Annotated in this window: 16 protein-coding genes; 7 read left to right on the top strand and 9 right to left on the bottom strand. The window is 59.4% G+C overall.

What is annotated here, in order from left to right; all coding sequences use genetic code 11:
• Positions 1–17: 17 nt before the first annotated feature.
• Positions 18–995 carry an ABC transporter substrate-binding protein gene (locus tag AC3YOG_RS03895; RefSeq protein ID WP_489934147.1) on the bottom strand — a complete coding sequence of 326 codons (978 nt, stop codon included), beginning with the start codon at positions 993–995 and terminating at the stop codon, positions 18–20.
• Positions 996–1,356: 361 nt separating this feature from the next.
• Between AC3YOG_RS03895 and AC3YOG_RS03890 the strand changes: the two genes are divergently transcribed.
• Positions 1,357–2,031: a hypothetical protein gene (locus AC3YOG_RS03890; RefSeq protein WP_489934146.1), complete on the top strand. Its 675-nt coding sequence runs from the start codon at positions 1,357–1,359 to the stop codon at positions 2,029–2,031.
• A 16-nt stretch (positions 2,032–2,047) separates the two neighbouring features.
• The gene (locus tag AC3YOG_RS03885; RefSeq protein WP_489934145.1) at positions 2,048–2,806 is read left to right on the top strand and encodes a GntR family transcriptional regulator; all 759 of its coding nucleotides are present in this window, start codon (positions 2,048–2,050) and stop codon (positions 2,804–2,806) included.
• On the opposite strand, the gene AC3YOG_RS03880 is transcribed toward AC3YOG_RS03885, so the two are convergent.
• Genes AC3YOG_RS03880 through AC3YOG_RS03850 form a run of 7 tightly spaced genes read right to left on the bottom strand, consistent with a single transcriptional unit; the run spans position 2,807 to position 10,392 of the window.
• Positions 2,807–3,724: an ABC transporter substrate-binding protein gene (locus tag AC3YOG_RS03880; protein ID WP_489934144.1), complete on the bottom strand. Its 918-nt coding sequence runs from the start codon at positions 3,722–3,724 to the stop codon at positions 2,807–2,809.
• Positions 3,724–5,061, bottom strand: a complete 1,338-nt coding sequence (locus AC3YOG_RS03875) for an amidase (protein ID WP_489934143.1) — start codon at positions 5,059–5,061, stop codon at positions 3,724–3,726. The genes AC3YOG_RS03880 and AC3YOG_RS03875 overlap by 1 nt, the downstream gene beginning before the upstream one ends.
• Positions 5,058–5,627: an amino acid synthesis family protein gene (locus tag AC3YOG_RS03870; RefSeq protein ID WP_489934142.1), complete on the bottom strand. Its 570-nt coding sequence runs from the start codon at positions 5,625–5,627 to the stop codon at positions 5,058–5,060. The genes AC3YOG_RS03875 and AC3YOG_RS03870 overlap by 4 nt, the downstream gene beginning before the upstream one ends.
• Before the next feature lie 56 nt (positions 5,628–5,683).
• Positions 5,684–6,418, bottom strand: coding sequence for a TSUP family transporter (locus AC3YOG_RS03865; protein ID WP_489934549.1), 735 nt, complete (start codon positions 6,416–6,418; stop codon positions 5,684–5,686).
• 39 nt (positions 6,419–6,457) lie between these two features.
• Positions 6,458–7,936, bottom strand: coding sequence for an NAD-dependent succinate-semialdehyde dehydrogenase (locus tag AC3YOG_RS03860; protein WP_489934141.1), 1,479 nt, complete (start codon positions 7,934–7,936; stop codon positions 6,458–6,460).
• A gap of 20 nt (positions 7,937–7,956) precedes the next feature.
• Positions 7,957–9,174, bottom strand: a complete 1,218-nt coding sequence (locus AC3YOG_RS03855) for an FAD-dependent oxidoreductase (protein WP_489934140.1) — start codon at positions 9,172–9,174, stop codon at positions 7,957–7,959.
• A 21-nt stretch (positions 9,175–9,195) separates the two neighbouring features.
• On the bottom strand, positions 9,196–10,392 hold the full coding sequence (locus AC3YOG_RS03850) for an amidohydrolase family protein (RefSeq protein ID WP_489934139.1): 1,197 nt from the start codon (positions 10,390–10,392) through the stop codon (positions 9,196–9,198).
• Positions 10,393–10,706: 314 nt separating this feature from the next.
• Between AC3YOG_RS03850 and ligD the strand changes: the two genes are divergently transcribed.
• Together ligD and AC3YOG_RS03840 are read left to right on the top strand one after the other, a co-directional pair.
• Positions 10,707–12,545 (top strand): DNA ligase D, encoded by a 1,839-nt coding sequence (gene ligD, locus AC3YOG_RS03845; RefSeq protein WP_489934138.1) that lies wholly within the window; start codon positions 10,707–10,709, stop codon positions 12,543–12,545.
• 179 nt (positions 12,546–12,724) lie between these two features.
• Positions 12,725–13,693, top strand: a complete 969-nt coding sequence (locus AC3YOG_RS03840; RefSeq protein ID WP_489934137.1) for an aldo/keto reductase — start codon at positions 12,725–12,727, stop codon at positions 13,691–13,693.
• A gap of 325 nt (positions 13,694–14,018) precedes the next feature.
• On the opposite strand, the gene AC3YOG_RS03835 is transcribed toward AC3YOG_RS03840, so the two are convergent.
• Entirely contained in the window at positions 14,019–14,993 is a 975-nt protein-coding gene (locus AC3YOG_RS03835; RefSeq protein ID WP_489934136.1) for an aldo/keto reductase, read from the bottom strand.
• Positions 14,994–15,794: 801 nt separating this feature from the next.
• Between AC3YOG_RS03835 and AC3YOG_RS03830 the strand changes: the two genes are divergently transcribed.
• The 3 genes from AC3YOG_RS03830 (at position 15,795) to AC3YOG_RS03820 (ending at position 19,604) form a co-directional block, all read left to right on the top strand.
• Positions 15,795–16,655: a hypothetical protein gene (locus tag AC3YOG_RS03830; RefSeq protein WP_489934135.1), complete on the top strand. Its 861-nt coding sequence runs from the start codon at positions 15,795–15,797 to the stop codon at positions 16,653–16,655.
• A gap of 253 nt (positions 16,656–16,908) precedes the next feature.
• Entirely contained in the window at positions 16,909–18,465 is a 1,557-nt protein-coding gene (locus AC3YOG_RS03825) for a type I restriction-modification system subunit M (protein ID WP_489934134.1), read from the top strand.
• Positions 18,462–19,604 (top strand): restriction endonuclease subunit S, encoded by a 1,143-nt coding sequence (locus AC3YOG_RS03820; protein ID WP_489934133.1) that lies wholly within the window; start codon positions 18,462–18,464, stop codon positions 19,602–19,604. The genes AC3YOG_RS03825 and AC3YOG_RS03820 overlap by 4 nt, the downstream gene beginning before the upstream one ends.

Below are 19,604 nucleotides of genomic sequence, written 5' to 3'. Positions count from 1 at the left end.
GGTCTCCTTTGCTGGCGTTATTGGGCGGCGAGAAGCGCCTTAGCTTTCTCGAGGACGGTTGTGTCAACGATTGCCGTCGGATCGTAGCCTGCATCCATATTGCCGGTTTCCGCTAGAAGGCTGCTCAGCCATTCGAGCTTGTCGATCTCAACAGTCATCTCCGGATTGACGGCGCTATGCTCAACAACTTCGTTGTAGATCAGCACAGGTGCCTGGTCGGTTTCTGGCAGTTCCGCCTTTTGATAAGAAAGGGCGAGTGTCGCATCCTTGTTCTCGAGGGCATAACTGAAGCCCTTCATCTGCGCGGCCAGGAAGTTTGCAATGTATTCCGGGCGATCGCGCACTATGTCCCCCCGAGTCATAATGCAGAAGCGCACATACTGGGGCACCACATCGCGGGCATGTACCAGCATGTGAAGGCCGAGTTCCGGCGCCTTTGCGTTGAACTCGCTGGAGCTCGGCGCTGCGGTGATAAGATCGGCTGAAACGGCCGCCATACGCTCGGCGTCGCTGCCCGCGACGGTGAAGTTGACGTCCTCGAGCGAGATGCCGGCCGCCTTGATTACGGCACGCGAGAAGAGATCCGGCAGCGAACCGGGAGCTGAAACGCCGATCGTGCCGCCAGCCAGCTGTTCCACCGATGTTACTTCTGGCTTAGTGAAGAGTGCATAGGTCAGACCAGGCCATGGGCAACCAATGATCTTGATGTCAGCGCCCTTGCTGGCCGCGATCATCGGTCCACCGGGATTGCCGATGTAGGCGTCGAGCTCACCGGCTAGAAGGCCACGCAGCAGGATGGAGTCGCCCTTGAAGGACTGGACGTCAATATCAACCCCGAAGCTGTCGTCGAAGCCATCCTCGGCTGCCATATAGACGAAGCCGGCGTCACCTTTGGTTGCCACTGTTCCGTAGCGGAACGGCTCGAGCGATTGTGCCTGCGCAAAGGCAGTTGTGACGAGAAGCGCCGTAGCGGTCAGGCTAGCAAGCATTTTCATGTGGTTCGCGTCCTTTGATGATGGCGGCGGTCCCTGAACCGGCGCGCTTTTCTTCAATTCGAACCAGAGGCCACCCATTCGGCCTACCGGCTCGCCTGTGCCGCATCACTGCGGCAAGCTCTCAATGCCCACATCCGAGATGAACACCCCTCGTTTCCTCGGATCTGAAAGACGGTATTACGTAATACAAGTAATGTCTACCATTTGGTTATTTGTTGTACGATCTGGCAGGCCGCACAAATTTTGTGCGATGAGACGTTGGAACGTCTTTCACATCGTCGTTCCAGCCTCTAGCTAGACAACCCAAATATGAGATGACATAGTATCGTCATACAAGATTATGGACGTCAAGAGAGGTATCATGCGACCAGGCGGTGTGCTGTTTTCCGAGATGACTCCGGATCCCAGCTGGGAAGGAGACTTCCACGACTGGTACGATACTGAGCACATCCCGATCCGCATGGCGGCTCCAGGATTTCTGGGCGCGCAGCGCTATAGCCGCAATGACGGCCCAGGATTTCTCGCGGTCTACGACATGGATGCGCCAGAAGCGCTCCAGACGGAACGCTACAAGCACATCAAGGGCGAGCCCAGCGAACGCACAGCACGCATGCTGCGGGAGGTTTCCGGCTTTACCCGGTATACCGGCCAGCTTCTCAGCTGGCAGCAACAGGAGACGATCAACGAAGCCGAGATGCTGGAAAGCGAAGTGCTTTATTCGGTGTTCTTTACGGTTCCCCAAGATCGTCAGGCGGACTTTAACGATTGGTACACCCAAGACCACGTGCCCAAGCTACTGGAGGAACCCCTTTGGCTTGGGGTGCGCCGCTACCAGATTGTCGATGGTGCGCCGGAAAGCTATACCCATATGGCCCTGCATCACCTCTCCTCCGTCGCTGCGCTGGAAAGCCCAGCCCGCGCTGCGGCCCGCGCCACGCCCTGGCGCGACCGGCTCGCGACGGAAAGCTGGTTTCGCGGCACGTACATGATATTTACGAAGCGCCGGCAGCGATTCCTGGCCCAACCTGCGGCCTAGATCTCGGAGATCGAACATGAATAAGGTAGTCGGGTCCGCAGATCGGTTGCGCAAGGGAGAAGAGTTGGTGGCGCCGGTCATGCCAGATCTACGCATTGTTCAGCCTCGCTCCCTGCTACGCGAACAGGTCCTTGATAAACTGCGCAATGCGATCATCGAGGGCTGGTATCCGCCCGGTACGCGCCTGATTGAGCGCGAGCTGTGCGAGGCTCTGGGCGTTAGCCGCACCTCTGTGCGCGAAGTCTTGCGTCAGCTGGAAAGCGAACAGCTGATCACGGTGGAGGCGCGCCGCGGGCCCATCGTAGCCTTTATCAGCGTCGCCGAGGCCGAGGCCATCTACGAGACCCGGTCGATCTTCGAAACGGCCGTAGTCCGCGCGTTCATCGAGCGCGCCCCTGATATTGAGTTCCACAAGCTAATGGTGGCTGCGCGCGAGTTCGGCGAGGGCGCGCTGGCCGAGGACCACCACAAGCTCCTCACAAGCATGAGCCTCTTTTATGAAATCCTGCTACGCGGCGCCGGCAATCCGGTATTGCAGAGCGTCGTTCGCCAACTGATGGCCCGAGTAGCCTTTTTGCGCAGCAAGTCGTTAAGCGTGCCGGGGCGTCTCAAGTTCAGCGTTGCCGAGATCCAGGAACTGTCGGACGCGATCATGGCTCGCGACACTCAGCGCGCTGAAAAGGCCGCAGCCAACCACGTCGCCATGGCTCGGGAGGCCGCGGTGCGGCAGATCTCGCTTGAAAACATCGACGAAAGTCTACGCGGCGCTAGCTGATTAGCTGGTCCAGAAAGGACTGAACTGCGTCGCCACGATCTCATCATCTGCCAGCACGCGGTCGCTTAGGCGATTGGCCATGGCAAAGCGGTTCAATCCCTTAAGAGCCTCGGGCCCGATGCTTGCATCGTAAAATGGGCTATCCCGCTCTACTAGCACCGGAATAAGCCCGGCCTGCTCCTGAGGGAAGAGGGCGTCGCCTACCTGCCGCGCTAGGGATGGGTCAGCCCGCAGCGCCACCTGCGTCGCCCGGATGGCGCGCACCGCGGCAGCGGCGACTTCCGGCTCGTTTTTTACCAGCGCATCGGTCGCAGTCAGTGCAGCGAAATTGTAGTACCGCGCGCCCACCGGCCCATCGCCACGCCTCAAGTCCAGGTGCAGCTTGGCTAGGCCCGCCTTTTCCGCCAGCGCCAAGCGCATTCCATTTCCCCAGAAGGCATCTGCATGGTTCTGCTCAATGGCCCGAACGCCATCAAGACTGTGCCATTCCGACTCCGTGGCGAGGCTCTCGACGATCTGCACATCGTCGTGACCAAGCCCCGCCTCGGCAAACATGTGCCGCAATGCGGTCCGCGGAAACTTGAACGAGGACGAAACACGAAGACCCTTAAGCGCTGCGATATCGCCGCGGGGGATGTCGATATCCTTGCGGATACCCATGAACCAATAGGAGTATTGGGACAAAGCACAGAGAAGCTTCGCCCCCTGCCACATCGGAAAGGCACGGGTGGCAGCAAATGCAGGTCCACCAAAAAAGTGGATGGTGCCGTCGCGCAGCATCTCGGGCCCCCTTTGGGCGCCGTATTCGGGCACGAACTCGACCGTGAGGCCCTCGGCCTTAAAGAACCCCAGCGTCACTGCCGCCGTAGCGACGAAATAGGACGGGGAATCCACGTCGGCGACCATCAGCTTGTACATCATTGAACTCCGTTGAGCCGCCAGTGCGCGAGACCTATGAGATCGGCGTCTCTGCCCGATCTGCCGATCAGTTGCACTCCCAACGGCAGGCCGCCATCCGTGAGGATCGGCAGAGAGATGGCGGGTGCGCCCAGGATCGAGGCCGGCACGTTCATTGCTGGGCTGCCGGTAGTGTCATCGAGCCGCGGCGCCGCGCCGGTGGCCGCCAAGGTGACGAAACCGTCCACCCGCTCCGCGACACCCTCGAAGAGCTGTCGAATTGCCTCGCGACGCCCCAGTGCCTCCTTGTAGTCCTCGAGGCTCATTTTCAGCCCTGCGACTAGGCGCGTCTGCATGGTTTTGCTGAGCTGATCATAAGGATAGCTGCGCAGCGGCCAAGAGAATTCCCAGGAGAGAATCCGTTCCGTCAGCGGCCAGGCCTCGGCGAGCGCCGTTTCCAGCATCGCGAGTTCAGCGTTTTCCGTGTCGCTGATGACCTCCACCCCTGCACGCTGCAAGAGACGCAGTTCCGAGTCCAGAGCCGCCCGTGCCCCCGATGTCAACTGCGACCAGCCGGCGGTTCTCAGCAAGGCTATCCGGCTCGGCGGCCGTGCCTCTGGCACCGCCACATCACCGCGCAACGCCGGCTGCCCCGGATCGCCGCCGACGCGCTTGGCAATCTCCGTCGCCAGGGCCCAGGCGCCGGTCAGCGTCTTAGCGATCGTTCCTAGGCAACTCTGGCTCAGCTGGTCGTTGGCGCCGCCCCGGTTAAGCGCACCGAAACTGGGCTTGAAGCCGACAGCGCCGCAATAGCTCGACGGCCGGAGGATTGACCCAACGACCTGCGTCCCTAGCCCCGCATCCAGCATGCCGCCTCCCACCGCTGCCGCTGAGCCGCTGCTGGAGCCGCCTGGCGTTCGGGCGGTGTCATGCGGATTGCGCGTATCGGCAAAGCTGTGGCGTGTCGCAAATTCGGTGGTGGTAGTCTTCCCCAGGACCACGGCGCCTGCCTCACGCAGTGCCTGCACCGAGGCCGCGTCGCGCTTCGTCTGAAACCCTTCCCAAATCGGGGAGCCCTGCCCTGTAGGCATGTCGGCGGTTTCGATCACGTCCTTGATGCCGATCACCATTCCGTCGATCGCTGAGAGCGGCTTGCCTTCCGCCCAACGCCGGGTCGAGGCAGCAGCTGCTGCGGTAGCCCCGTCGGGATTGAGCGCCGTGAACGCCTTGACCTCCCCCTCGCGCGCCGCGATAGCGGTGAGATAGAGGTTTAGCACCTCGGCCGGCGTTACCCCGCCCGCCCTATAACGGGCGCCGGGTTCTTCCAGGAGCGGGTGCGGCGCGGCAGCCTGGCTCATGCGGAGGCCGGCAAGTCTTCATAGCGCAGCCCGCCAACGCGAGCATTGATCCGGCCGCCCGTGCCCATGCAGAAGATTATTGCTACTTCGTCGGGCATCGGACCCTCGGGAATGAGCAGCGTCATGCCGTCATAGTGCGAGCGCACATAGACGTCGTCCTTGCAGTTCATCGGCACGTCGATCACCGCGCCTGGAGCCGCGACCTTGGTCATTGACGAAATCCAAGCTTGAGCCCCGCCGATAGCCTCGCGGAATGGATTAGCGAAAGTGGTGGTGAGGAGGGCATTAGCGTGTTCCTGCTCACCCGCCAGGCCTACGACGCCGCCCTTGCCGTAGCTTTGCACTGGCATGCCATCGAGTGCCCTCAGCGCCGTGTGCGCCATCTGCCTGCCCAGCCCCTCGCTGGCTTCGATCAGCGGCGACAGGTCTTCCACATAGCGGCCGATATAAGGGTTTTCGAGCAAATAGATTACCGCGACCTTGCGCAGCGGCGTCTCAGCGCGCCGCCCGGCCTCGACCCGCTTGTCGTCTATCAGTGTGAAGGTGCGGCGGATATTGAGATCCATATGACTGCTCCAGAAAAGATGCCGATTATTGTCATACAATAATATGACAGTCAATATTACGAAGGTGACACAAGGGTTTCCCAGAGCATTTTGGCGGCAAGCCCCGCTAGGAGCAGCAGAATCAGCCGGTCGAATGCCTCGCGCGACACCGTTCGGCCGAGGAAGGCGCCGAACGACATGCCTAGGAGCATCGGCAGCAGCGCCGCGCAACTGAGCAGAAAACCGCTGAAGGTCAGCACGCCAGTGAATGCAAGAGCCGGCAGCTGCACCGCGACGAACGTCACGAAGAGCATAGATACCGTGTTCATGAAGGTGAGCCGGTCTAGCTGCATGGCATTGAGGAAGCTCAGTGAAACTGGCGCCGAAATGCCCGCCGACCCTTGCACCACTCCGCTCATGAAGCCGAAGGGCGCGGCCAACCGGGCGGCCATCGGCGCGCTCAACTGCCAATTTGCCTTCGTGACCCTCAAGACAAGATAGAGCAGGACGGCTAGTGCCACCACCAGCGATAGGGTCCTGGAGTCCAACCCCACCAAGGCCCAGGTGCCCAGCACCACGCCGATCGCGGCCGAAGCGAGAAACGGGACGAGGAAGCTGGCCCGCAAATGATGCTTCCGGTTCTGCCAGGCTTGCATGAGATTGGTGACGAGGTTTGGTACCGTCATGACGACGATGGCGAAGCGCACGTCATGAAACGCCGCCATGGCGGGGATGGCGAGGATCGGCGCCCCGGCGCCGGTCGCGCCTTTTAGGATCCCGCCGCAAGCCAGGCATACAAAGATTACGGCCAATTCGAAGACGGACAAGAGCTACTCTCCTCGGCTCGGCCTTTAGGCGGCTGGAAAGCCGAGGCCGCCCATGCAGACATATTTGACCTCGAGATAGTCCTCGATGCCGTGGCGCGCTCCTTCGCGGCCTATGCCGGATTCCTTGACCCCACCAAAGGGCGCGACCTCGGTGGTGATGAGCCCCTCGTTGACGCCGACGATGCCATACTCAAGCGCTTCCGATACACGGAAGGCTCGGCCCAGATCGCGCGTGTAGAAGTAGCAGGCGAGCCCATATTCGGTGTCATTGGCGAGCTGGATAGCCTCCTCCTCGGTCTCAAAGCGGAACACCGGCGCTAGTGGCCCGAAGATTTCCTCGCGCGAAAAGCGCATGCCAGCAGTGGCGTTGGCAATGACGGTGGGTTCGAAGAAATTCCCGCCCAGGTGGTGGCGCTGGCCGCCAGTCACTACGCGCCCGCCCTTGCCGACGGCGTCGGTCAAGAGCTCTTCTACCCTGTCGACGGAATTGGCGTCGATTAGCGGTCCGAGCTCCACGCCGTCCTCGACTCCGGCTCCGACTCGCAGCCGCTCGGCGGCGGCCGAGAGCTTTTCGACGAAGGCGTCATAAACACCGGCTTGGACATAGAAGCGGTTCGTGCACACGCAGGTCTGGCCGGTATTGCGGAATTTGGCATTGACTCCGCCGTCCACCGCGCGATCAATATCGGCGTCGTCGAAGACAATAAACGGGGCATTGCCGCCTAGCTCCATTGACACCTTCTTGACGGTGCCGGCCGCCTGGGTCAGCAGGACTTTGCCGACCTCGGTCGAGCCGGTGAAGGTGATTTTGCGGACCAGCGGATTGGAAGTGAGTTCACCACCGATCTCACGCGCCGAGCCGGTGACCACATTAACGACGCCGGGTGGAAACCCGGCCTGGGCGCAGAGCTCGCCCCAAGCGAGACCCGAATAAGGCGTTTGCGTCGCCGGTTTGCATACGATGGTGCAGCCCGCCGCCAGCGCCGGGGCAATCTTGCGCGCCAGCATCGAGGACGGAAAATTCCAAGGCGTGATAGCGCCCACGACGCCGACCGGCTGGCGCGTGGCCAGCAGCCGTCGTTCGCGCCAGGGCGAGGGAATGATCTCGCCATAAACCCGGCGAGCTTCTTCGGCAAACCACAGCACGTAAGCGGCGCTCATGCCGACCTCGCCCTTCGCCTCTGCTAGCGGCTTACCCTGTTCAAGCGTCAATATGCGCGCAAGCTCGTCTCGATTGTCTAGGATGAGTTGATGAAGCCGCCGCAGCATCTCCGCGCGTTCCGCGGCAGTTATGCGGCTGAAGCTCTTAAAGGCTTCATGCGCCGCTTCGATGGCGCGACGGGTCTCAGCGGCGCCGGCATTTGAAATGGTGCCAATGACAGCGCCAGTCGCGGGATCTTCGACCTCCAGCCTGTTACCGGACTGGGCATCGCACCAGGAGCCCGCGATATAAAGCTGCTGGCGGAATAGTGGGCTGTCGCGGAGGTCTTGCGGCACGTTCATCTCCTTTGCTGGGAGGCCGATCAAGCGGCTCGCAGGTCGGCAACCTTGCGGTTGGCTTCCAGCATTGATGCCCGCATGAGATACGCCTTGGCGCTAACTGGATCGGCCGCGATACGCCGCAGTTCATCCAGATTGGCCTTGCGAGTTTCTGGATCTTTGGCTTCGAGGCGCTTCTTGTTCTGGATGGTTTGCGCCTGCACGAAGTCGACCGTCAGGCTGCGGCGCTGCAGATCGTAGAGATCGAGCAGCGTATGGGATGCGCCGTGCCAGACCTGCGCGAGTTTTTCACCCAGATTGACCGCATCCTGGATTCCGCCGTTAAGACCCATGCCGCCGATGGGGTTGTTGACGTGCGACGCGTCGCCGGCGAGAAGGATCCTCCCCTGTCGGAAAGTCTTAGCTACCCGCTGGTGCACCCGATAAAGGTTGCGATGCACAATCTCGTAGTTGCCTTCCTTAGGGAAGAAGCGCTTGAGACGGGCATGCACCGCCTCATCAGACATGAGCTCGGCTTCGGTTTGGTCCGGTGAAGTGGGAAACACCGTACGCCACAGTCCGGGCGGGCCGTCCGCCGCCACCTTGAAGCAATTGCACCATTCGTCCGGGTCGGCAAAATAGCTGCGGAAGCAGTAGCCGCGATTAGCCTGAAAATCGAAGGGGGTGGTGAGTACCAAAAACTGTTCGTCCCAGGTAAAGCCCCCAAACTCGATATTGGCGCCCTTGCGCACCGTGGACCGGCCACCATCAGCACCGACGAGATATCGCCCCCCGAACTGGCGGTGCCCCTCCGGCGTCTTCACCGTAACGTCTACCCAATCATCGTGCGCCACGAAACTTTCCACTTCGTGCTCGAACAGCACTTCTGCCGAAGGCTCGGCCTGAAGATGCTTGAGCACGATCTGAGCCGTCTTGAACTGCTCGCATTGCACGACATAGGGGTAGGCCGTTTCGTCGGCGATCAGGGCATGGTCGAACTCGGCGACCAGATCCCCGCTCGGGCGGTCCCAAAATTGGAAGATCGGCGCCACGAGACCCGCAACGCGCATCTCTTCCTCGAGCCCCAGTTCACCAAGCAGTTCAAGCGTTGCGGGGTGCGTGGTGGCCGCACGGGGATCTTCCTGCAGCCTCGAAAAGCGCTCCAGCACGGTAACCGGCACCCCCGCTCGCGCCAAGCTTAGTGCACAGATCAGCCCCACCGGCCCACCGCCGCTGATGATCACGCGATTTTTGTCGGACACAGGCTTTCTCCTTGAGGTGACTTAGTGCGCGGTGCCGCTGAAATCGCGTGGCAGGCGGTTCTCGGCAACACGGATGGCACGCGTGGGCGCGGGTGTATTGCGGCTGCGCCCGATAAAGCGCGGTACGCCATCGCTAAACACGGCTCCCACTGCCACCGGATCGCCGTGACGCAGCGCGGCTAGCGCGGTGTCCTGGGTGCCACCAAGCGGCGCATCGACCAGCACCAAATCGGCATCCTTTCCGGGCGCGAGGAAGCCGGAATTGCGGCCATAGACGCGGGCATTGTTGCCCGTCGCCGCGCCAATCACCATTTCAGGCGGCAGGTCCAAAAGGCTCGAGAGATGGGTGATGGTATAGAACATACCCAGTGGCATGATGCCCGAGCCGGTTGGAGTGTCGGTTGCGATCAGCAGGCGGTCAAACTGGTCGTGCGCAAGCGCCTGACGGGTGCACAACAGGGCCGTTCTGAGGTTGCCGGCGGTGCAGAGCTGAAGCGCAACTTCGCTTTCAGTCACCACGCGCTCGAAGTGAGAATCCGGCATGGCGACGGGGCCACCATTGATATGAAAAGATACGTGCGGATTGATCGCCAGCACATGCTCGCCATTGATAGGAGAGGAGCCCGGAATTGAGGCGCCACCGGTGTGCATGGTTGTGATCATGCCATGGTCGCGCGCCATGTCGACAAGCGGCTTATATTCCATTGGATCCGCAAAGGCCCCAAAGCCGGCCTTTGCGAGCCAGACGCCGGCGTCAGATAGCTCGGCGAAGTCTGCCTCGGTCAGTCCCGGCTCAAGGATCACCGATCCGGCCCAAACGCGCATACCTCCAGGACGATAATTGGCAAAGCAGCGCTGAGCGGCAATTGCGAGCGCCTTTACCCCCACCGGATCGGTAGGACGGCCAGGTACATGAACTTCCGACGCGCTGATGGAGGTAGTGACACCGCCATGCACATAGCTTTCGAGATAGCCCACGGTTTTCTGCCGGGGCGTGTAATCGCCGAAGGTGATGTGGACATGGGAATCGATTAGGCCCGGCATGGCCGTGGCGCCGCCCGCATCCACCACCACATCGCAAGAGGCAAGCACCGAGGCGTCGACAGTGCCGACTTTCTCGATCAAGCCATCGTTCATCACAATGCTATCGGCGTTGATCAGTGGCTTACGCCAATCGCCACTTACAATGCATCCCAGATTGACAATGGCCGTACGCACTTTGACACCCAAGCTCGTTTCGCTCAACGTTTGTATGACAAGATTATGATATGTCAAGCAGCGTTGGAGTTTTGCTGTTCCCGTGCGCAGTTCTCCGCCCCGCATTGGTCCCGCCAGCAACAGCGCGGGCCGGAAACGATCACTACTACGCTGGGCAGCCGGAACGGATTCGGTCCGGCTGTATTAAATCCGCCGATGTACCTGAGTGCCCCATGCAGGCCGTAGAGGCCGCACCCCGCAAGAAGCGGTCACCCCGCAGGGACTCAGAATCTACCCTCCCACTCCCCAGCTTCCGCCCATTCCAGCTCTGCACCTTGACCGAGGCTATCCCTGTAGGCCCGGACTGGCTGTTCGAGATGAAGTTCGACGGTTATCGCGCGCAGATAGCCATCTCCGGCTCCGATGTGCGGGTCTATACGAGGAACGGGCACGACTGGACCGAGCAGTTCAAGGTTATCCTTGAGCCGCTGCAGAAACTCACCGAGGGATCGGCGCTGATCGACGGGGAGATTGTTGCCATTGACGGGCAAGGGCGCACCAACTTCTCCATGCTCAAGACCGGCATTGCGGCGGGCATTCCGCTCAAGTTCTACGCTTTCGATCTGTTCGAGGTGGATGGCCGTGACCTCACCGGATTGCCCCTGATCGAGCGCAAGGCCATGCTTGCCGAGCTTGTTGGGGATCGCGGCCCCGAGGACATCCTGCAGTTCTCCGAGGACATCGCCGACAATGGACAATCTGTGTTCGACGCCATGTGCGCGGGCGGGCATGAGGGCGTTATCGCCAAACGGGCAGATCGTCCCTATGTCGGTGACCGCACCTCGGGCTGGCTCAAGATCAAGTGCACCAAGCGGCAGGAGTTCGTGGTTGGTGGCTGGCGACCCAGCGACACCGGCAAAGGCATGGCCTCGTTGATCTTGGGCACCTACGAGAACGGCAAGCTGGTGTACCGCGGTCGGGTCGGGACTGGCTTTACCGACAAGATGCGCGAGAAGATCCTGGCGCAGCTGCAAAGGCGGCGCTTGGACAAGCCGGCATTCGCGTCGGTGCCCCGCGACATCGCCCGCAAGGCCCATTGGGTTACTCCGGAGCTGGTTGCCGAAGTCACCTATGCCGAGATTACCCCCGATGGGTCACTGCGGCACCCAAGCTTTAAAGGGATGCGCGAAGACAAGCGTGCCGATCAGGTTGTGTTGGAACGATCAATAGCGACACTGTCAGTCGCAACCGCTGCGAGTTTGGATCCTGAGGTGGGGAGCGGAACAGCCACGGCGCTAGGCATCAAGCTCTCCCATCCCGACAAGCTCATGTATCCGGGCACCACCATCACCAAGGCGCACTTGGCTGCGTACTATGCTGCGGTTGCCGGTTGCATGCTGCCCCATATCGTAGACCGGCCCCTATCCCTAGTTCGGGATACCGATGGTGACCTCACCAAGACCTTCTTCCAGAAGCACCAGCTGCCAGGCATGCCAAGCTTCATCAGGGCAGGGGAGCTGACCAAGCTGTCGGGCAAGGACAGCCGCATTCTTTGGATCGAGGATTTGGCGGGTCTTCTTGGTGGCGTTCAGATGAACACCCTCGAGTTCCATGTCTGGGGCTCCCGCCGGCAGCAGCCTGATCTGCCTGAACGCATGGTATTTGACATCGACCCCGATGAGGGGCTTGGCTTTGAGCACGTCAAGCAAGCGGCGGTAGATATCAAGGGCGTGCTGGAAGCTATTGGTCTGCAATCCTGGCCTCTGCTCTCGGGTGGTAAGGGCGTGCACGTGGTGGTGCCACTCATCCCGCAGGCTAACTGGGACGAGGTCAAGTCGTTCTGCCAGAACTTGGCCGAGCTGCTGGCCCGCACCGAGCCGCAACGCTTTGTCGCTAATATGAGCAAAGCCCGGCGGAAAGGTCGCATGTTCCTCGACTATCTCCGTAATGGTCAGGGCAGTACCGCGGTGTGTCCGTGGTCGACCCGGGCTCGCGCCGGTGGCACGGTTGCTGTGCCGGTCACCTGGGATGAACTGGCCAGCCTAGATCGCGCCAACGCCTTTGGCATCTTCGCAGCGGCCGAGCGGGCTCAGGGTCCGGATGCGTGGGAGGGTTACTTTGAGCTCTCACAGACGCTCACCCGCCGCATGCAGGACGTCCTCAAACAAGGGTAGGGTAGGGTCCTCGGCCGTCACCCCCCACCAGCCTGCGCAGAGAGCCTCGAGACGATATGTTACGGTTGCCAAAGATCAATCCTGGGAAGTTTGCCACTGCCCTTTAGCTATGGTGTAAATCTCTCTTGGGCAGTGCCCCTCCCGCTCTCGAGCTCGTCACACACGCATAGGATTGCAGCATGGAATATGCCCGGCTTGGCACCACCGGCCTCGAGGTCAGTCGCATTTGCCTTGGATGCATGTCGTTTGGGAAGCCAAATGACCAGCGTCCCTGGGTTCTTGATGTTGATGACGCTCGGCCGATCTTCCGGCGCGCGTGGGAAGCCGGCATCACCTTCTTCGACACCGCCAATGTTTATTCCCATGGCACCAGCGAAGAGATCACCGGCACACTGCTGCGCGAGCTCGCGCCGCGCGAACAGTATGTGCTGGCGAGCAAGGTGAACGGACGGATGCGACCAGGCCCGAACGGCCAGGGACTGTCCCGCGCTGCAATTCTGTCAGAGATCGACAACAGTCTCCGGCGGCTGGGCACAGACTACATTGACCTCTATCAGATCCACCGCTTCGATCCGCTTACGCCGGTAGAGGAGACCATGGAGGCCCTGAACGACCTCGTTCGCTGGGGTAAGGTTCGCTACATCGGCGCCTCGTCAATGTTCGCATGGCAATTCGCCAAAATGCAGCACACTGCCGACCGGCACAGTTGGAGCAGGTTCGTTTCGATGCAGAACCAGCTGAGCCTGCTTTATCGCGAGGAAGAACGAGAGATGCTGCCGCTCTGTCGTGACCAGGGCGTGGGCGTCATCCCTTGGAGCCCTCAAGGGCGGGGGCGCCTCACCCGGCCATGGGGCACTGAAACCAGTCGTTCCGAGACCGACAACTTTCACCGCGCGACGCTAGACCGGGATGTCAGCCGTGACATCGTCGGAGCTTTGGAAGTTGTCGCCCGGGAACGCGGAGTCTCCATGGCAATATTGGCCCTGGCTTGGGTACTGTCGCGACCTGGTGTCACGGCACCCATCGTAGGTGCGACTAAGATGCGGCATCTGGATGATGCCATTGAATCCGTCGGCCTGACGCTCTCTGAAGAGGAGTGCAAGCGGCTGGAAGCGCCCTACACTCCGATCTCCGTTAGCGCTTTCTAGGCTAACGACTTCATGGACTATCCTCATCGTGGCCAGGGCAGACCTGCGTCCGAGCATCGCCGTAGCTGGCATCAAGCTTCGCCCGAGTGCCCGTCGGTTCGCGGCAGAAACGTAGTCTGAACCGATTTGTTTTTGAACGCCACGTAGCCACTACAAAGCCTTTTGAAATCCGGAGAACTGCCCTACAGGAACCCACTGGCAGCCGGATGCCTAGCGTCCTCAGCACGTGCCCAACGAAGTTCATGCAGATACCTCGTGAGGAAGCGTAATCCTCGTTTCCGAGAAGCCGTTGAGTTAAGGCGTTCCTGAGCAGGGCACATTCCCGTCAGAAACCGTTGACCGTAATCGGCTGGTAAGGCGCTTCGAGCAGCGCGATCTCTTCATCGCTCAGCGTCAGCTCTTCGGCGGCAATAGCATCTTCGACATGAGACAGCTTGCTTGCCCCAACGATGGGTGAAGTGACGCCCCGCTTTCGGAGAACCCACGCCATGGCCACTTGCGCCATGGGCAAACCGCGCGCCTTGGCTACCTCCTCCACCGCCTCCACAACCCCGCGAGAGTTGCCTTGGGTTTGTTCATACATCGTCTTATTGTAGCGGTCGGTTGTGGCGCGCTTTGTCTCTGTACCCCACGGTCTTGTAAGCTTGCCACCGCCAAGAGGGCTCCAGGGTAGCAGTGCGACACCCTGGTCGATGCATAGCGGGATCATCTCGCGCTCTTCTTCACGGTAGGTCAGGCTCACCTGATTTTGCATCGAGACGAACTTGGTCCAGCCGTGCAGTTCGGCGGCATGTTGAAGCTTCGCGAATTGCCAAGCCCACATCGACGAGGCGCCGATGTAGCGAGCCTTCCCAGCCCGAACGACATCATGGAGCGCCTCCATGGTTTCCTCTGCCGGTGTGAACGGGTCGAACCGGTGGATTTGGTAGAGATCGACATAGTCGGTCCGGAGGCGCTTAAGGCTGTTGTCGATTTCGGCAAGGATGGCCTTGCGAGATAGGCCTTGGCCGTTTGGCCCCGGCCGCATTCGGCCGAAAACTTTGGTGGCGAGCACGATCTCCTCACGCGGAGCAAGTTCCTGGATGACTTGTCCAGTGATCTCCTCGCTCGTGCCCTGAGCATAAACATTGGCTGTATCGAAGAAATTGATGCCGGCTTCCCAGGCACGGCGAAACATCGGGCGAGCGTCCTCGATCCCCAAGACCCATGGTCGCTCTTCGGTCACCTTGCCGAACGACATGCAGCCGAAGCATATACGGCTAACTTCAAGACCTGTTCGGCCCAGTCGTATGGTTCTCATCGTTGACCTCTTCAGAAGAGTGGAAACGCCAAGGCGACGAACTCCCTGCCAAATGCTCCAGCCTCTCGCAAGAATGTTTGGGGTCCCCCGAACGTTCAAAAGTTTTGTCATGATTTTCGATGAACTGCAGGCGCAAGCAAGCGGGGCGCTGCGGCCGCGCAACGCGGAGAGCCAAAACCTGTTCAGCGATAGGAGGAAATTCAAATCCGGTTACAGCAATGTGTAGCTGGCTACGCCTTCTGCACCTTGGGATTCCCAGCACGGGCCAGCACTTAGCTGAACTGCGGTGAACTGGAGTGACGGGTTGATTATACCCTCAGTTTGGCAAGGCAGGAATTGCTCTGTTCGTGCAGCCGCTTAGCATGCGCTCGAATTCAATCCAGTGCCCGTTCGTTCAACGCTGAGAACGCTGTCCACACCGTTCAGACTTTGTATTCTGTGTAACCACGACGAACCCTGTTGAATTTGGACAGAATGCCGCGACAGTAACCCGCTCGCAACCGGCTGCCTTTTGCTCTTGTGAACGGACCACATGCAGATAAGTCGCTCTGAACTCTACCGGCTCGTTTCTTTGAAACCGCTGAGCAAGGTGGCTCCAGATCTCGGCACTTCGCCTACCCTCTTAGCTCAACTCTGCAAATCGAACCAAATTCCTTATCCAGGCTCTGGCTACTGGACCAAGAAGGCGATGGGCTTGCCGGTAGAAACAATCCCACTCCCCTCCACAGGAGAGGGCGGAGACCGTATCGATTTAGCGCCCTCAAAGCCCAGGACCGCACGCGGAAGGGCTTACAGCGGCCTGTGGTTGTTGAACAAGAGAAGTTGCCAGCACCAATTGCTGATCGACTGGTCCACGTCAATGAGCGCCTAGCAAAACCCCACTCACTAATCTCCAAGTGGTTGCAGGATCACGAAGACCGCACACGAAACGCGGCAAAGTCACGCGACCCTTGGCAGATGCGTTTGGCACCAGCTTCCTGGACTGCTTTGGATCGCCGTCGACACCGAATTCTCGACGCCATATTCAAAGCGGTTGAAGCTGACGGCGGTGAGATTACGGAGGGCCCCAAAGGGCTGCTACGGGCAACCATCTCGGGTGAAAAGATCGATTTTCAGATTCGAGAGAAGTCCCGGCAGGTCAAGATCCCGAGGGATGACAAGCGAAGTTCCTACCTTTCGATGGAGCTGGTTGGTACCGGATCGCTTGTATTCGCACTTCGCACATACCTCCGAGGACCTTACAATGAGGAGTGGAGAGAGACGGAGCGACGCCCCCTCGAAGCTCAAATTCCGCAGATCGTGGATCGCTTGTTTGAGGGGGCAGAAATCCTCAAGGCTTGGCAGAAGGAGCGAGATGCTGAGGCCGAGCGTTGGCGCCTCGAACGAGAAACGCGTGCAGAGATCGAACGCCAACGGGTGCTCGACGAAGCACGTAAGGCAGAACTGATGAAGCTTGCAGAGCGCTGGGAGACTGCCCAGCGCCTGAAGAGTTACCTGACGAAATTGGCTTCTGCGCAACCGCCGATGGATGCGGTGGTGGGGGACAAGACCGTAAAGGACTGGTTTGAATGGGCCGATGCCGTTGTTGCCGAGCTCAACGAGCAAACTGGTTCTGCGGTGTCTGCGTTTTCCTGGATCAATTCAACAGGAGCAAACAGTTGACAGGGGGATGCGCACTCCCGTCACCGCGCTCGGCTAGCCGCTCTAGTAAGTGAAGCAGGGCAGCCCGTTTCGGACTACGAGTTGCGAATTTGGAGTTGAATCGATGACCGTGCGCTCCGTGAAATCGGCAATGGGCCCGTAATCCCACTATCGTATGCGCCCTTCATCTGATTGCTGGCGGTGGCGCCGCAACGGCCAATTCTACTAAGCTCCCGACAGAGCCCAATCTAACGAATCGAATCCGGATCTAATGATGACCAGCACCCAACAACGCGCCGCCCTGCAACGTCAGATTTGGCAAATCGCCAATGAGGTGCGTGGTGCGGTCGACGGCTGGGATTTTAAACAGTACGTGCTCGGCGCCTTATTCTACCGGTTCATCAGTGAAAATTTCGCCAGCTACATCGAAGGCGGCGACGAGAGCATCAACTATGCCGAGCTGGCCGACAGTGTAATCACGGCGGAGATCAAGGACGATGCGATCAAGACCAAGGGTTACTTCATCTATCCCAGCCAGTTGTTCGCCAATGTCGTCGCCAAGGCCCATAGCAATGAGAAACTGAACACCGATCTAGCAGGCATCTTCGTCGCAATTGAAGCCTCGGCCAACGGTTACCCCTCCGAACACGACATTAGGGGCCTATTCGCCGATTTCGACACCACCAGCAACCGCCTGGGCAATACGGTCAAGGATAAGAACGCCCGCTTGGCTGCCGTACTGAAGGGCGTGGCAGGACTGGACTTCGGCCACTTCGATGCCGCCCATATCGACCTGTTTGGGGATGCCTACGAGTTCCTAATTTCCAATTACGCCGCCAATGCCGGCAAGTCTGGCGGCGAGTTCTTCACCCCGCAGCATGTGTCCAAGCTGATCGCTCAACTGGCAATGCACAAGCAGACCAGCGTCAATAAGATCTACGACCCGGCATGCGGTTCCGGCTCGCTGCTGCTGCAAGCCAAAAAGCATTTTGACGCCCATGTAATCGAGGACGGGTTTTTCGGCCAGGAGATTAACCACACAACCTATAACCTGGCGCGCATGAACATGTTTCTGCACAACATCAACTATGACAAGTTCAATGTGCAACTTGGGAACACTCTAATCGAGCCACATTTCGGCGGCGACAAACCGTTCGATGCCATCGTCTCCAACCCACCGTATTCGGTAAAGTGGATCGGCAGCGACGACCCCACCCTGATCAACGATGATCGTTTCGCGCCGGCCGGTGTTCTGGCGCCCAAGTCCAAGGCTGACTTTGCCTTCGTACTGCACGCGCTCAGCTATCTCTCCAGCAAGGGCCGCGCCGCCATTGTCTGCTTCCCCGGAATCTTCTATCGCGGCGGCGCCGAGCAGAAGATCCGCCAGTATCTGATCGACAACAACTACGTGGAAACGGTGATCGCGCTGGCGCCCAACCTGTTCTACGGCACCACCATCGCCGTCAACATCCTGGTGCTGGCCAAGAACAAGACCGACACCCACACGCAGTTCATCGATGCCAGCGGTCTGTTTAAGAAGGAAACCAACAACAACGTGCTGCTGGAGAAGCACATCGAGCAGATCATGCAGGCCTTCGACAGCAAGGCCGACGTGGACCACTTCGCTCGCTCGGTGCCGCTGGAGCGTATCGCCGGCAACGACTACAACTTGTCGGTCTCCAGCTATGTGGAAGCCAGGGACACCCGCGAAGTGGTGGACATCGCCGCGCTCAACGCTGAACTGGAAACCACCGTTGCCCGCATCGACCAACTGCGTAGGGAGATCGACGCCATCGTCGCCGAGATCGAGGGCGTGGAGCCGCAGGCATGAGCGGGATGGACTACCTAGACCGACTGCTGGATGGGGTGGCGGTGGAGTGGAAGGCGCTGGGGGACGTACTTGTTAGGACCAAAGGAACAAAGATCACCGCTGGACAAATGAAGGAGCTTCACAAAGATGGAGCGCCAGTAAAAATCTTTGCGGGCGGGAAAACCGTTGCCTTCGTTGATTTTGATGACATACCGAAAAAAGATGTAAATCGAGAACCTTCAATTATCGTCAAGTCTCGTGGGATTATTGAGTTTGAGTATTACAGCAAACCGTTCTCACACAAGAATGAAATGTGGTCATATTACTCGAAAAATACAGCAATTAACATAAAATATGCTTACCATTTTCTGAAGTTGAATGAACCACACTTTCAGAACATTGGTGGCAAAATGCAAATGCCACAGATTGCAACTCCGGATACCGACAAGTTCGCAATCCCCATCCCCTGCCCAGACAACCCGCAAAAATCGCTGGCCATCCAGGCCGAAATCGTCCGCATACTGGACACTTTCACCGAGCTTACCGCCGAGCTTACCGCCGAGCTTACCGCCGAGCTTACCGCCCGCAAAAAGCAATACGCCTACTATCGTGACCAACTGCTGCGGTTTGAAGACCGCAAAGTGGAGTGGAGGACGCTGGGCGAGGCAACCAAAAGTATTGCGTCGGGGCGCAACAAAATTCGGTCTTCAGAGGGTGTCATTCCGGTCTACGGATCGACGGGACCTATTGGCTATACTAATGATGCAGCGTACTCCGGAGATGTAATTCTGGTTGCTCGCGTTGGCGCCAATGCCGGGCTGGTGAATGCTGTTACGGGCGAATTTGACGTATCTGACAACACACTCGTACTTCGTCCCACTGATAAGTGGAATATCCGCTTCGCCTTCCATCAGCTAACACACATGAATTTGAATCAGTACGCAGTGGGCGGGGGGCAACCGCTGGTTACAGGTGGCCTTCTAAAAAGCTTAAAAGTCCCGTTCCCCAAATTGAGAGAACAGGAGCGCATTGCAGGCATCTTGGACAAATTCGATGCTTTGACGAGTTCCCTCAGCGAAGGCCTGCCGCGCGAGATCGCGATGCGCCAGCAGCAATACGCGTACTACCGCGATCGCCTGCTGAGCTTCCCCAAACCGTAA

The sequence above is a fragment of the Devosia sp. Z6_126 genome, from assembly GCF_058133495.1.
Note: the sequence above shows the minus strand (reverse complement) of the source record. Positions and strands in the feature narration are given on the sequence as shown.

Bases quoted from the DNA above. Each gene is read 5' to 3' on its own strand.
- AC3YOG_RS03860 (WP_489934141.1), bottom strand. From the start codon at position 7,936: ATGAACGTGCCGCAAGACCTCCGCGACAGCCCACTATTCCGCCAGCAG.
- AC3YOG_RS03835 (WP_489934136.1), bottom strand. From the start codon at position 14,993: ATGAGAACCATACGACTGGGCCGAACAGGTCTTGAAGTTAGCCGTATA.
- AC3YOG_RS03825 (WP_489934134.1), top strand. From the start codon at position 16,909: ATGACCAGCACCCAACAACGCGCCGCCCTGCAACGTCAGATTTGGCAA.
- AC3YOG_RS03885 (WP_489934145.1), top strand. From the start codon at position 2,048: ATGAATAAGGTAGTCGGGTCCGCAGATCGGTTGCGCAAGGGAGAAGAG.
- AC3YOG_RS03875 (WP_489934143.1), bottom strand. From the start codon at position 5,061: ATGAGCCAGGCTGCCGCGCCGCACCCGCTCCTGGAAGAACCCGGCGCC.
- AC3YOG_RS03895 (WP_489934147.1), bottom strand. From the start codon at position 995: ATGAAAATGCTTGCTAGCCTGACCGCTACGGCGCTTCTCGTCACAACT.
- AC3YOG_RS03870 (WP_489934142.1), bottom strand. From the start codon at position 5,627: ATGGATCTCAATATCCGCCGCACCTTCACACTGATAGACGACAAGCGG.
- AC3YOG_RS03890 (WP_489934146.1), top strand. From the start codon at position 1,357: ATGCGACCAGGCGGTGTGCTGTTTTCCGAGATGACTCCGGATCCCAGC.
- AC3YOG_RS03880 (WP_489934144.1), bottom strand. From the start codon at position 3,724: ATGTACAAGCTGATGGTCGCCGACGTGGATTCCCCGTCCTATTTCGTC.
- AC3YOG_RS03820 (WP_489934133.1), top strand. From the start codon at position 18,462: ATGAGCGGGATGGACTACCTAGACCGACTGCTGGATGGGGTGGCGGTG.
- AC3YOG_RS03840 (WP_489934137.1), top strand. From the start codon at position 12,725: ATGGAATATGCCCGGCTTGGCACCACCGGCCTCGAGGTCAGTCGCATT.